13 protein-coding genes, 1 pseudogene and 1 other annotated feature (1 of these 15 cut by a window edge) are annotated in these 11,857 nt (G+C 65.6%); of the genes and pseudogenes, 3 read left to right on the top strand and 11 right to left on the bottom strand.

Going from position 1 to position 11,857, the window contains the following annotated elements:
• Window positions 1–31, top strand: a sequence feature (sul1 is cis-regulatory element that is thought to sense ions involved in sulfur or methionine metabolism; They are found in Alphaproteobacteria) (it extends 33 nt beyond the left edge of the window).
• A gap of 63 nt (window positions 32–94) precedes the next feature.
• Window positions 95–1,579 carry a SulP family inorganic anion transporter gene (locus tag ACZZZD_RS13405; protein ID WP_463435654.1) on the top strand — a complete coding sequence of 495 codons (1,485 nt, stop codon included), beginning with the start codon at window positions 95–97 and terminating at the stop codon, window positions 1,577–1,579.
• 7 nt (window positions 1,580–1,586) lie between these two features.
• Here the strand turns inward: ACZZZD_RS13405 and ACZZZD_RS13400 are convergent, their stop codons facing one another.
• Entirely contained in the window at window positions 1,587–1,814 is a 228-nt protein-coding gene (locus ACZZZD_RS13400; RefSeq protein ID WP_463435653.1) for a hypothetical protein, read from the bottom strand.
• Window positions 1,815–2,051: 237 nt separating this feature from the next.
• Between ACZZZD_RS13400 and ACZZZD_RS13395 the strand changes: the two genes are divergently transcribed.
• The gene (locus ACZZZD_RS13395) at window positions 2,052–2,264 is read left to right on the top strand and encodes a cold-shock protein (protein ID WP_008260410.1); all 213 of its coding nucleotides are present in this window, start codon (window positions 2,052–2,054) and stop codon (window positions 2,262–2,264) included.
• Window positions 2,265–2,392: 128 nt separating this feature from the next.
• The gene (locus ACZZZD_RS13390; protein ID WP_463435652.1) at window positions 2,393–2,833 is read left to right on the top strand and encodes a hypothetical protein; all 441 of its coding nucleotides are present in this window, start codon (window positions 2,393–2,395) and stop codon (window positions 2,831–2,833) included.
• On the opposite strand, the pseudogene ACZZZD_RS13385 reads toward ACZZZD_RS13390, so the two are convergent.
• The 10 genes and pseudogenes from ACZZZD_RS13385 to ctaD form a co-directional block, all read right to left on the bottom strand.
• Window positions 2,830–3,383, bottom strand: a pseudogene (locus tag ACZZZD_RS13385) (NADPH-dependent FMN reductase). The gene ACZZZD_RS13390 and the pseudogene ACZZZD_RS13385 overlap by 4 nt on opposite strands.
• A 220-nt stretch (window positions 3,384–3,603) precedes the next feature.
• A complete protein-coding gene (locus ACZZZD_RS13380; protein ID WP_463435651.1) occupies window positions 3,604–4,818 on the bottom strand; it encodes a M16 family metallopeptidase in 1,215 nt (404 codons plus the stop codon).
• Window positions 4,819–4,868: 50 nt separating this feature from the next.
• Complete coding sequence (locus ACZZZD_RS13375) at window positions 4,869–6,164, bottom strand: SURF1 family cytochrome oxidase biogenesis protein (RefSeq protein WP_463435650.1); 1,296 nt, start codon at window positions 6,162–6,164, stop codon at window positions 4,869–4,871.
• Complete coding sequence (locus ACZZZD_RS13370) at window positions 6,161–7,069, bottom strand: cytochrome c oxidase subunit 3 (RefSeq protein ID WP_159846219.1); 909 nt, start codon at window positions 7,067–7,069, stop codon at window positions 6,161–6,163. Before ACZZZD_RS13370 ends, ACZZZD_RS13375 begins: the two co-directional genes overlap by 4 nt.
• Window positions 7,070–7,183: 114 nt before the next feature.
• Entirely contained in the window at window positions 7,184–7,885 is a 702-nt protein-coding gene (locus tag ACZZZD_RS13365) for a hypothetical protein (protein WP_463435649.1), read from the bottom strand.
• Between the two features lie 78 nt (window positions 7,886–7,963).
• On the bottom strand, window positions 7,964–8,362 hold the full coding sequence (locus ACZZZD_RS13360) for an NUDIX domain-containing protein (RefSeq protein ID WP_463435648.1): 399 nt from the start codon (window positions 8,360–8,362) through the stop codon (window positions 7,964–7,966).
• A gap of 29 nt (window positions 8,363–8,391) precedes the next feature.
• Window positions 8,392–8,928 carry a cytochrome c oxidase assembly protein gene (locus tag ACZZZD_RS13355; protein ID WP_463435647.1) on the bottom strand — a complete coding sequence of 179 codons (537 nt, stop codon included), beginning with the start codon at window positions 8,926–8,928 and terminating at the stop codon, window positions 8,392–8,394.
• Window positions 8,925–9,098: a hypothetical protein gene (locus ACZZZD_RS13350; RefSeq protein ID WP_463435646.1), complete on the bottom strand. Its 174-nt coding sequence runs from the start codon at window positions 9,096–9,098 to the stop codon at window positions 8,925–8,927. The genes ACZZZD_RS13355 and ACZZZD_RS13350 overlap by 4 nt, the downstream gene beginning before the upstream one ends.
• Window positions 9,099–9,102: 4 nt before the next feature.
• Window positions 9,103–10,068 carry a heme o synthase gene (gene cyoE, locus ACZZZD_RS13345; protein WP_463435645.1) on the bottom strand — a complete coding sequence of 322 codons (966 nt, stop codon included), beginning with the start codon at window positions 10,066–10,068 and terminating at the stop codon, window positions 9,103–9,105.
• Window positions 10,069–10,158: 90 nt separating this feature from the next.
• Window positions 10,159–11,844, bottom strand: coding sequence for a cytochrome c oxidase subunit I (gene ctaD, locus ACZZZD_RS13340; protein WP_159846231.1), 1,686 nt, complete (start codon window positions 11,842–11,844; stop codon window positions 10,159–10,161).
• Window positions 11,845–11,857 lie beyond the last annotated feature (13 nt).

The following is an 11,857-nucleotide window of genomic DNA, read 5'->3' as shown; positions in this document are numbered from 1 at the left end:
GCTATCCCGGCCGCCGATCCGCCGGGAAACCAAACCGTCGTTCCGATCCACGGCTGCGCGCCGGATCGTCGGCGGACCTGAAGTCGAACCCCTCATGTCCATCATCGCCTCCGCGCGCCAGCAATGGCTCGCCAATCCTCGCCGCGACCTGCTGGCGGGGACCGTCGTGGCCCTGGCCCTGATCCCCGAGGCCATCGCCTTTTCCATCATCGCCGGGGTCGATCCGGCCGTCGGCCTCTACGCCAGCGTCGTCATCGCCGTGACCATCGCCTTCGTCGGCGGGCGCCCGGCCATGATCTCGGCCGCCACCGGCGCCATGGCCCTGTTGATGGTCACCCTCGTGCGCGACCACGGCATAGAATATCTGTTCGCCGCCTCCATCCTGTGCGGGGTGTTCCAGATCGTCATCGGCCTGCTGAAACTGGGCCGCTACATCAAGTTCGTCAGCCGCAGCGTCATGACGGGCTTCGTCAACTCCCTGGCCATCCTGATCTTCCTGGCCCAGATGCCCGAGCTGATCGGCAGGGGCTGGATCACCTACGCCCTGGTCGCGGCGGCCCTTGTCGTCATCTACGGCTTTCCCCGCATCACCAAGGCCGTGCCGTCGCCCCTGGTCGCCATTATCCTGATCAGCGTCTTCGTGGTGATGACGGGCCTGGACGTGCGCACCGTCGGCGACATGGGCCAGATGCCCACGACCCTGCCGATGATCCACCTGCCCGGCGTTCCCCTGACGTGGGAGACGCTGGCGATCATCGCCCCCATCTCGGCGACCCTGGCCTTCGTGGGATTGCTGGAAAGCCTGCTGACCGCCAATCTGATCGACGACATCACCGACACCCCGTCCGACAAGGACCGCGAGACCCGCGGTCAGGGCATCGCCAACATCCTGTCGCCCCTGTTCGGCGGCATGGCGGGCTGCGCCATGATCGGCCAGTCGATGATCAATGTGGGGTCTGGCGCGCGCGGGCGGCTGTCGACCCTGTGGGCCGGGCTGTTCCTGTTGTTCCTGATGCTGGTGCTTCAGGACTGGGTCGCGCAGATCCCCATGGCGGCCCTGGTCGCGGTCATGATCATGGTCTCGGTGGGGACGTTCGACTGGAGCTCTGTGCGGAACCTGCGCACCCTGCCCTTCCAGTCGTCTCTGGTGATGGTCGCCACGACGGTCACGGTCGTCCTGACCCACGACCTGTCCAAGGGGGTGATCCTGGGCGTGCTGCTGTCGGCGGTCTTCTTCATGCGCAAGGTGGGCAAGACGATCACCGTCACCGAAATCGAGACGCCAGAGAACGGCGTGCTGCGTTACCGCGTGTCAGGCCAGCTTTTCTTCGCCTCGGCCGACCTGTTCGCCGCCAGCTTCGAACATCATGGCCATCCCACGCGCGTCGAGATCGACCTCAGCGACGCCCATCTGTGGGACCTGACCGGCGTCGCCGCCGTGGACAAGGTCGTCTTCCGCTATCGCCGTCAGGGCGCCCAGGTCGAGGTCGTCGGCTTGAACGACGCCGCCCGCACCCTGGTCACGCGGGTGGGGCGGTTCGAGAAAATGCACCTGCCGGACGGGGCGGGCGCGCATTGAGGTCGCGTCAAGCGGCGTCGGATGTCGCTTCCGCCTCGACGTTCGCAGCGGCGTCCGGCTTGGGCATCTTGCAGATGCGATTCAGGTCGGCACGGATCGAACTGCCTTGGAAATGCGAGATCTCGGCGCCGGAATAACCTTCTCCAGACAAGGCCTTGACGACATCGCCGGTGTTGAGACAATCGGGCGAACGAGCGAGCTGGTAGGCGCGCTCCACGACGTGGGTGCGGTTCATGAGGGAAGCCTTTCGTATCCATCTTTAACGCGCGCCAAGCTAAACCGTTCCGATTGCTGGATTTCCTTCGCGCGAGCCGCGCTTGCATCTGTCACAAATATCTGCGCACATAGGCTTCGTCGATCTCTCTGCGTAACGCCCACTCTCTCTGCGAACGCACGAGTCCAGGCCGCTCCCATTCAGACCCGACAGGCCGCAGGGGCGTTCCCTCGGTCAACTTCTAGCGGAGGTCTAATCATGGCTACCGGCACTGTTAAATGGTTCAACCCGACCAAGGGTTACGGCTTCATCCAACCCGACGACGGCGGCAAGGACGTCTTCGTCCACATCTCGGCCGTCGAAGGCGCTGGCCTGCGCGGCCTGGATGAAAACCAGAAGGTTTCCTACGAGCTGGAACGCGACAAGCGTTCGGGCAAGGAATCGGCTGGCCAGCTGCAAACCATCGGCTGATTTCAGCTTCACAGCTGATTTGGCGACGGCGGCTCCTCACGGAGCCGCCGTTTTCAATTGCGGCGGCAGTGTATGACGTCGCCGCCAAACCGCATGACAAGGTGAAAGCTTGGCTTTAGCTTCAAGCCATGAAGCTAGAAATCGCATTTCTGGTGGTCTGGGCCATCGGCATCGTCGTCATCTGGCCGCTGATGATCCGCAGATCTATAAATAGCCGACGCGCTCACGGCGAAGCTCTGGTCCCGCGGCCACCGACTGGTGCGATGTATGTGGATCGAAATGCGTCGGGCCATCAGAAAGGCAAATGGGGCGGCGCGAGCAACTGCTTGCTGGTCGTGGTCAGCGCAGATACCCTCTGGCTGTCTCCGATTTTCCCTTTTACCCTTTTCTTTCCTTACGGCTCCTACGGCCTCGATCTGAGACGGCGCCTCAACGAAATCTCCGTCGAACCTCGCAAGGATTGGACAGGCATGAACGTAAGGTTGACGGTTCGAAGCATTGAAACGCCGATGATCATCGACCTCCGAGTACGAGACCCGGAAAAATTCATCGATGCTCTGCGTCACTAAGCCTTCGTCTTCCCGATCCACGCCTCAAAGGCGTCCGTGAAGCTTTTCAGGAAATCGCGCGTGCCGTCGGTCTTCAGCTTGCCGTCGTCGTCCAGCAGGTCGGCGACGTTGCCGATGTAGGCTTCGGGCTGCTGCATCGTGGGCATGTTCAGGAAGACCAGAGGCTGGCGCAGGTGGTGGTTGGCGCCGAAGGCTCCGATGGCGCCGGGCGAGACGCTGACGATGGCGGCGGGCTTGCCCTGCCAGATGCTGTGGCCATAGGGGCGCGAGCCGACGTCCAGGGCGTTCTTCAGGGCTCCGGGGATGGAGCGGTTGTATTCCGGCGTCACGAACAGGACGGCCTGCGTGGTCTCGACCTCCTCGCGGAACCGCACCCAGGGGGCCGGGGGGCGTCCGTCTCAAGATCGGGATTGTAGAGCGGCAGGTCGCCGATCTCGATCAGCTCAAGTTCCAACTCCGGCGCGGCGATGGCCCTCATCTCAAGGCCAATGGCGCGGGAATAGGCGCCTTCGCGCAGGCTGCCGACGATCAGGGCGACGCGGACGGGCATGGGAAGTCTCCGGGCTGGACGGGTTCAAGCGCCAGCATAACCGATCCCGGTGGTCGGATGTTCCACGCCCAGGAGCCGTCACCCTCGGGCTTGTCCCGAGGGCCCACGGCGGATGCGGTCGCGGGCCTCCAGCACGTCGCAACATCAGCCAACCGTGTCTGATGACAGGTAGCCCCTCGGGACGAGCCCGAGGGTGACGGGAATTTGGAGGTGGAACCTCTTACCCTTTGAACAGCGCCGTCGCGAACGCCTCGCCCGCCGGCCCGGCGGACTTCGGCCCCAGCACGGCGCTGGCCGCCTTGCCGCCCGCCAGCAACCGCCCGCCGACCGCTCGCACGTCCGCGACAGTCTGGGCCTCCAGCTGTTCGGTCATCGACAGGCTGGAGCGCGGCGCGCCGAAGATCAGGGTCTGGGCGGCGTTTCGCCCCGCCCGGCTCATCGGGTTTTCGTCCGACATCCACAGACCGGCCTTCATCACCGCCTTTGCCCGCGACAGTTCCTTTTCGGTCGGCCCGGTCTCGGCCATGGCCCGCACCTCGGCCGCCGCCACCTCGGCCAGTTCCCTGGCCCGATCCGCCGCCGCCCCAGCGTAGATGCCCAGCACGCCCGTGTCCTCGTACGGCTCCTGATAGGCGTCGATGGCGTAGGCCAGGCCCCGCTCCTCGCGCGCGCTCTGGAACAGGCGCGAGGCCATGCCCCCGCCCAGGATCTCGCCGAACAGCCGCATGGCCGACAGGGCCGGATCGGTCGCCGACAGGGCCGGCAACTGGAACACCAGATTGGCCTGTTCGATCTTGCGCGTCAGCTTGGCATGACCGCCGACGAAGACCGCAGGCGCCGGTGCCTCGACCGGCGTCGCGACCGCGTCGCCGAACCAGCGCTCGGCTAACGCCAGCAGCTCGGTCTCGTCCACCGCGCCCGACACCGACACCACCATCCGGTCGGGCGAATACAGCCGCGCGCGCCAGGCCTCGACGCTGGCCTTGTCCGCCGGCTTCAGGCTGGCGATCGAGCCCAGGATCGGCCGGCCCAGCGGCTGTCCTGTGAAGGCGCGCGTCTGCACCATCTCGAACACATGGTCGTCGGGCGTGTCGAAGGCCTCGGCGATCTCCTGGGCCACCACGTCCTTCTCGCGCTCGATCTCGGCGGGGTCCAGAGTGGGGTGGAACACCAGGTCCGACAGCACCTGCATGGCCAGCGGCAGCGATCCGTCCAGACCCCGCACCTCGAAACTGGTCCGCTCGTATCCGGTGGAGGCGTTGATCGTGCCGCCCTCGGCCTCGATCCTTTCGACGATCTCGCGCGCGGCCATGTCGCCAGCGCCCTTGAACACCAGATGCTCCAGCAGGTGCGACCAGCCGGATCGATCCTCCGCCTCCCACCGCGCCCCGCCCTTGACGGTGACGACGACGGCCAGGGTCTTGAGCCCCGGCATGGGATCGCAGACGACGCGGACGCCGTTCGACAGGGTGTGCAGGGAAGCGGTCAGGACTTTTCTTCTTTCCTATCGCCTCGCACGCGGTGCGAGGCTTCTTGAGGAACGTCTTTCTTGGTTCGACGCCGAAGCAGGGCCACATAGAAACCCACCAGCGCAATCGCCAGTCCGAACCATGTCATCGCATAGCCCAGATGATTGTTGGAGAAGGCCGCAGGCGGCGCGGACGGCCTCAGGGCCGGGAACTCGGGATTGACGGCGGTGACGGCGAAAACGGCCTCGGGACGCACCGGCCCGACGACGTTCAGCGCCTTGGCCATGGCGGCGGTGTCGCGGGCGTAGAAGCGGCCGTCCCTTGGCGCAGGGCTCATCGCGCCCGGCTTGTCGAAGGTGCGGAACTCCCCGACCATCACCAGCGGCAGGGTGGTCTCGACCACGCGCGGCCGCGCCGTCACGCCATCGCCGACGAAGCCCCGGTCGATCAGCAGGCTGAAATCCGCCCCCGCCGGCTTGCACGCCGAGATCAACCGCACGCCGGCCTCGCCGTCATGAATGCTCTGCAGCTCGATGAAGGACGCGCTGGCCAGGCCCGGACAGACCATCAGCGCCTTGCGGAACTCCAGATCACCCTCCGACATCACCTGATCCAGCGGCGCGGGCGGTTCCGCCGCCGCCGCATCGGCCGCCGCGATCAGGCCTTCCTTCCACTTCAGCCGCTCGACCTGCCACACGCCCAGGCCGATCAGCAGGATCAGGGCCAGGACCGTCAGCACGGTCAGTATCCAGGGAAAGCGTCTCATAAATCCTCCTCCGTGGAGCGCAGCGGAACGGGGGAGGGGGACCGCGAAGCGGTGGAGGGGGCGAAACCTCGCACCGAGTTCTGGGGTCGCCCCCTCCACCACGCGAGGCGTGGTCCCCCTCCCCCGCTCCGCAGGGGAGGATCCATCCACCTGATTCCGGTATTGCAGCCCGATCATCAGTCCCCGTCCCGGCCGCATCAAGGCCAGCGACAGGGCGACGACCAGGGGCAGCCAGACGATCAGATGCACCCACATGGGCGGATGGTATTTGATCTCGACGAACAGGGCCGAGAACCCGACGATGAAGCCGGCGATCTGCATGATGAAACTGGCCGGCCCGTCGCCCGTCTGGATGGTCGAATAGTCCAGGCCGCAACTCGCGCAGGCGGGCGCCACCTTCAGAAAGCCCGCGAACAGCGCCCCCTTGCCGCACCGGGGACAGCGCCCCCGCATCGCCGTGCGAACCGGGGTGTCGCAAACGACGACGGCGCGGGACGATCCCTCGTGCCGCGCCGTCTCAAGGTCTTCAGGACCGTCTTGGATCAACCGAAGACGACATAGACGAAGGCGAACAGGAACAGCCAGACCACGTCGACGAAGTGCCAATACCAGGCCGCCGCCTCGAAACCGAAATGCTTCTGCGGGGTGAAGTCGCCGGCCAGCAGACGGATCAGGCAAACCGCCAGGAAGATGGTGCCGATCAGGACGTGGAAGCCGTGGAAGCCCGTCGCCATGAAGAAGATCGAACCATACAGGCCCGAGTTCACGGCCTCTTCGTTGAAGAACAGGTGTTCGTGCAGGATGTGGTGATATTCATAGGCTTGGACGCAGGTGAAGATCACGCCCAGCGCCACGGTGATGCCCAGGGCGATCTTGGCGCCCTTGCGATCGCCGACCTGGATCGCGTGGTGCGCCCAGGTGACGGTGCAGCCGCTCAGCAGCAGGGTCACGGTGTTCAGCAGCGGCAGCTGCCAGGGGCTCAGCACCTCGACGCCCTTGGGCGGCCAGGTCGACCAGGCCTTGGCGGTGTCGGCCCAGGTTCCGACTTCCGGCGTCAGCGCCCGCGATTCATGGAACAGGGCCATGTCGAAGAACATCCAGAAGAAGGCGACGAAGAACATCACCTCCGACGCGATGAACAGGATCATGCCGTAACGCAGGCCGATGGACACGACCGGCGTATGGTCGCCCGCCTTGGACTCCTTGATCACGTCCGACCACCAGCCGAAGGCCGAGATCAGCACGCCCGCCAGACCGGCGAAGAAGACGCCAGGCTTGCCTTCGGCCAGGAAGTTGGCGGCGATCGGGCCGCCGTCCGCCGGGGCCAGACCCTTCATCCAGATCACCGCACCGATGAACATGATGGTCGCCGCAACGGACGACAGCAGCGGCCAGGGGCTGGGCGGCACTAGGTGGTAGTCGTGCTGCGGAGTGGCGTGGGCGTCAGCCATGTATCGCGTCTCTTCGTCGGCCAGAGTCGGTTGTTATAGCGGCTATAGCGTCCCCGTTTGCCCGACGCCAGAGCCGCGCCGCCTTTCGGCCTTGTTCGAAAGCGTCGGCCCGGCTCAACCCCTGTGTACAGGCGGATCGGCCGGGTCGTCAGGGGTCGAGCCCATGCCGCCGCCCATGCCCATTCCTCCGCCCATGCCGCCTCCCATACCACCGCCACCTCCGCCGGCGCCGCCTCCCCCGCCGCCAGCCCCGCCGCCCCGACCTCCGCTAGACGACGGTCGCGTCGGTCCTTGCAGGGGAATGTCCGGCCCGGTCGGCACGGGCGCCAGGTCCAGGGCCTGGCGGATGAAATCGCGTAAGGACACCACCAGCTCATGCGTCCGCACCGGCCGCCCGGCGACCAGCTCTCGCGCCGCCTGCTGCGCCAGCCGCACCTGCTCTTCGGTGCCCAGCAGGATGATGTCCGTTAGGCACGCCTCGACGGCATCGCGGATGCGTCGGGTGCGGTCCGAGCCAGCCGACGCCTCGACGCTCAGGTCCAGCCCCGCCTCGTCGTCAGACGCATTGCGGCGGCTCAGGTCGCGCTTGTGCGTCGGATCGACGGTCAGGTCGCCGGTGAACGATCCGCCCAACACCTTATAGGCGGCGATCAACGTCTTGAGCCGCTCGTTGATCTGGCGGTTCATCCGCTCGCGCCGCTGCTGGATGGTGAACATCATCACCAGCCGGATTCCCATGCCGATCAGGGTGACCAGCGCCAGCCCGACCAGGGTGATCAGCAGACTGTGCCAGTTGGTGAAGTCCAGACCGCGCAAATCTCGTCTCCGTCAGTTCGCCATGCAAGCCGCACGCTGGAACGGAACGCGCGCCGACGCAAACGGGCGCCGGTGTCGTCAGGCCGTCATCGCCGCGAACGCCTTGGCCGAAAAGGCCGACAACGGCTGGGGCAGGTCGTTCAGGTCGAACCAGCCGATGTCCGACAGCTTGTCCGGCTCGGTCAGCGTCGCCTCGCCGGTGAAGTCGCGCGTGACATAGATCAGCGACACCCAGTGCTGGCTGTCGGCGGGGATGATCTCTTCGGCTAGGCACAGGAAATCGACGGCGCCGATCTTGAGCCCGCTCTCTTCCTCGGCCTCGCGGCGCGCGGCGTCGATGCTGGGCTCCATCAGGTCGACCTTGCCGCCGACGATGTTCCAGAACCCGGCCTCGGGCGCCCTCAGCCGCTTGCACAGCAGCACCCGCTCATCGTCGCGCTGGATGACCAGCCCGCAGCCGACGCCGGGAAAGTCCACGCCTGGCCCACTTTTTTTAGCTTGGGGCGTCACGCCTTGGGCGCGTCCGGGGACGGATAGAAGGTGTAGCTCAGGGTGATGTCGCGGGCGCCCTTGGACTCGCGGTCCGTGGCCAGTTCCGGGGCGATGAAATACTGCATCGGGAACTGACGCGTTTCACCCGCCGCCAGCGTCTGGTCGGTGAAGCAGAAGCATTGCAGCTTCAGGAAATACTGCCCCGTCTGTTCCGGCGAGACATTGTAGCTGGCCCGCACGAAGAGCGGCTTGTCCGAGGTGTTGGTCACGTCGAAATAGGCCAGGCCCGTCTCGCCGATCCGCACGCGTTGCGTCGACTGTTCGGCCTTGAAGGTCATGGGCAGGCCCCGGACATTGGTGTCGAACCGCACCAGCACCGTCTCTTCCAGCACCGTGTCCGAGGCCTTGTCCGCCTTCATCGTCGTGCCGCCGAAGCCGGTGACCTGGCAGAACATCCGATACAGCGGCACCGCCGCGAACGCCGCCCCGGTCATCCCCATCACGCCCAGGACGCAGGCGATGGCGATCAGATTCTTTCGGCCGGGGTTCATTTCGGCGCGGTTCCCGTCGCCGCCTCCAGCAACGCCCGTTCGGTCGCCTGGTTCTGCTGCAGCCGCAGGACGGTGGTGGTGAAGACCAGCACGATGAAGGCGACCAGCGCCGCCGCGATCCAGACGTTGCGGCGCTTGCGCGCGCGAAGTTCCTCAGGCGTCAGACGCATGGTTTTACGCTCCCAGACCGGACAAGGCCTCGACCAGAAGGGCCGAGAACAGGGCCATCAGATAGAGGATGGAAAAGGCGAACAGGTCTCGCGCCGGTTTGGCCTGGGCGCGCACATCATACAATGCGGCCTCGCGTCCCACGGCCTCGGCCTTGTCAGGCTCGTCGCCCGCGCGCGAACGATAAAGGCGCAGCGCCAGACCGAGGAAGCCCAGGCCGCCTGCAACCGACACCACCAGATAGATCAGGCCGCCCAGGCCCACGGAGGCCGGAGCGATGGCGACCGGCACGAAGACCAGGGTGTAGAGCAGGATCTGCAACCGCGTGGATTTTGCGCCCTTCGCCACCGGCATCATCGGAATGCCCGCCTTGGCGTAGTCGCCGGCCGAATACAGCGCCAGCGCCCAGCTGTGCGGCGGGGTCCACAGGAAGATGATGGCGAACAAGAGCCAGGCCTGCCACGGCGCCTGGCCCGTCGCCGCCGCCCAGCCGATCACGGGCGGAAAGGCGCCCGCCGCCCCGCCGATGACGATGTTCTGGGGCGTCCTGCGCTTCAGCAGCAGGGTGTAGAAGCCGGCGTAATAGACGATCGTCATGGCTAGCAGCCCCGCCGCCAACCAGTTTGTGTTCATGCCCAGCAGCATGACCGAGAACAGGCTCAGGATCACGCCGAACGCCATGGCGTCGTTCTTCTTGACACGCCCCGCCGCCACCGGACGGCCGCGCGTGCGCCGCATCAGGGCGTCGGTCTCGCCTTCCAGCGCCATGTTCAGCGCCCCGGCCGCCCCGGCCCCCACGGCGATGCACAGCACGGCGATGGCCGCCACCAGCGGATTGATCGATCCCGGCGCCACCACGAGGCCGGTCGCGGCGGTGAACACCACCAGCGACATGACGCGTGGCTTCAACAGCTGGAAGAAGTCCTCCGGCTGGGCGGTCGAGATGGCGGGTTGGGTTTGAACGTCAGTCATCTGTGCGCGCCGCATAGCACACCCAAAAGCAGAAGGCCGCCCCTTCCGATGGAAAGAGCGGCCCGCTGTTTTAGATAGGCAGGAAAGGGATCAGTGTTCTTCTTCTTTAATCACCGGCAGCTCGTTGAACTGGTGCGTCGGCGGCGGCGAGGACAGGGTCCACTCCAGGGTCGTGGCGCCTTCGCCCCACGGGTTGGCGACGCCTGGACGACGACGGATCGCCGCCTCGGCCAGCATGATCAGGAAGACCAGCACGCCGAAGGCCGTGATCGCATAGCCGACCGACGACACGTGGTTCCACAGGGTGAACGCCTCGGGATAGTCGATGTAGCGACGCGGCATGCCCTGCAGACCCAGGAAGTGCTGCGGGAAGAACACCAGGTTCACGCCCACGAACATGATCCAGAAGTGGGTCGCGCCCAGGAACTCGTTGTACTTCACGCCGAACATCTTCTCGAACCAGTAGTAGAAGCCCGCGAAGATGGCGAAGACGGCGCCCAGCGACAGCACATAGTGGAAGTGGGCCACCACGTAATAGGTGTCGTGCAGGCTGTAATCGATGCCGGCATTGGACAGGACCACGCCGGTCACGCCGCCGACGGTGAACAGGAAGATGAAGCCGATCGCCCACAGCATGGGCGTCTTGAAGCTGATGGATCCGCCCCACATGGTGGCGATCCAGCTGAAGATCTTCACGCCCGTCGGCACCGCGATGATCATGGTGGCGGCGATGAAATAGGCGCGCAGATTGATGCTCATGCCGACCGTGTACATGTGGTGCGCCCACACGATGAAGCCGACGAAGCCGATGGCCACCATGGCGTACGCCATGGCCAGATAGCCGAACACGGGCTTGCGGCTGAAGGTCGAGACGATGTGGCTGATGATGCCGAAGCCCGGCAGGATCAGGATGTACACTTCCGGGTGGCCGAAGAACCAGAACAGGTGCTGGTACATGACCGGATCGCCGCCGCCGGCGGGATCGAAGAAGTGGGTGCCGAAGTTGCGGTCCGTCAGCAGCATGGTGATGGCGCCGGCCAGGACGGGCAGGCTCAGCAGCAGCAGGAAGGCGGTGATCAGCACCGACCAGGCGAACAGCGGCATCCGGTGGATCGTCATGCCCGGCGCGCGCATGTTCAGGATGGTGGTGATGAAGTTGATCGCGCCCAGGATCGAGCTGGCGCCCGCGACGTGCAGGGCGAAGATGGCCAGGTCGAAGGCCGGCCCGACGTGGCCGGTGGTCGACAGCGGCGGATAGGCCGTCCAGCCCCCGCCGAAGCCCTTGCCTGGCCCCCCGTCGACGAACATCGACAGGATCAACAGACACCAGGCCGCGACCAGCAGCCAGAACGAGATGTTGTTCATGCGCGGGAAGGCCATGTCCGGCGCGCCGATCATGATCGGCACGAACCAGTTGCCGAAGCCGCCGATCATGGCGGGCATGACCATGAAGAAGATCATGATCAGGGCGTGGGCCGTGACCACGGCGTTATAGCCGTGCTTGGACTGCTCGACGAGACCCAGCAGCTGGATCGACGAGCCTTCCTTGAAGATCTGGATGCCCGGCTCGGCCAGTTCCCAGCGGATCAGTCCCGACAGGGCGCCGCCCACGATGCCCGCCATGATGGCGAACATCAGGTACAGGGTGCCGATGTCCTTGTGATTGGTGGACAGGAACCAGCGGGTGAAGAAGCCCACCTTGTGGTCGTCGTGATGATGGTGGTCGTGAGCGTGACCGAGGTCGGTCGCGTCGCGGGTTACGGTAGCGTCAGCCATATGTCTGTTCGCC

Source organism: Brevundimonas sp. AC546 (genome assembly GCF_979258305.1).
Note: the sequence above shows the minus strand (reverse complement) of the source record. Positions and strands in the feature narration are given on the sequence as shown.

Excerpts from the sequence above, each read along its gene's own strand:
- ACZZZD_RS13405 (WP_463435654.1), top strand. The coding sequence starts at position 95 with ATGTCCATCATCGCCTCCGCGCGCCAGCAATGGCTCGCCAATCCTCGC.
- ACZZZD_RS13400 (WP_463435653.1), bottom strand. The coding sequence starts at position 1,814 with ATGAACCGCACCCACGTCGTGGAGCGCGCCTACCAGCTCGCTCGTTCG.
- ACZZZD_RS13395 (WP_008260410.1), top strand. The coding sequence starts at position 2,052 with ATGGCTACCGGCACTGTTAAATGGTTCAACCCGACCAAGGGTTACGGC.
- ACZZZD_RS13390 (WP_463435652.1), top strand. The coding sequence starts at position 2,393 with ATGAAGCTAGAAATCGCATTTCTGGTGGTCTGGGCCATCGGCATCGTC.
- ACZZZD_RS13380 (WP_463435651.1), bottom strand. The coding sequence starts at position 4,818 with ATGCCGGGGCTCAAGACCCTGGCCGTCGTCGTCACCGTCAAGGGCGGG.
- ACZZZD_RS13370 (WP_159846219.1), bottom strand. The coding sequence starts at position 7,069 with ATGGCTGACGCCCACGCCACTCCGCAGCACGACTACCACCTAGTGCCG.
- ACZZZD_RS13355 (WP_463435647.1), bottom strand. The coding sequence starts at position 8,928 with ATGAACCCCGGCCGAAAGAATCTGATCGCCATCGCCTGCGTCCTGGGC.
- ACZZZD_RS13350 (WP_463435646.1), bottom strand. The coding sequence starts at position 9,098 with ATGCGTCTGACGCCTGAGGAACTTCGCGCGCGCAAGCGCCGCAACGTC.
- cyoE (WP_463435645.1), bottom strand. The coding sequence starts at position 10,068 with ATGACTGACGTTCAAACCCAACCCGCCATCTCGACCGCCCAGCCGGAG.
- ctaD (WP_159846231.1), bottom strand. The coding sequence starts at position 11,844 with ATGGCTGACGCTACCGTAACCCGCGACGCGACCGACCTCGGTCACGCT.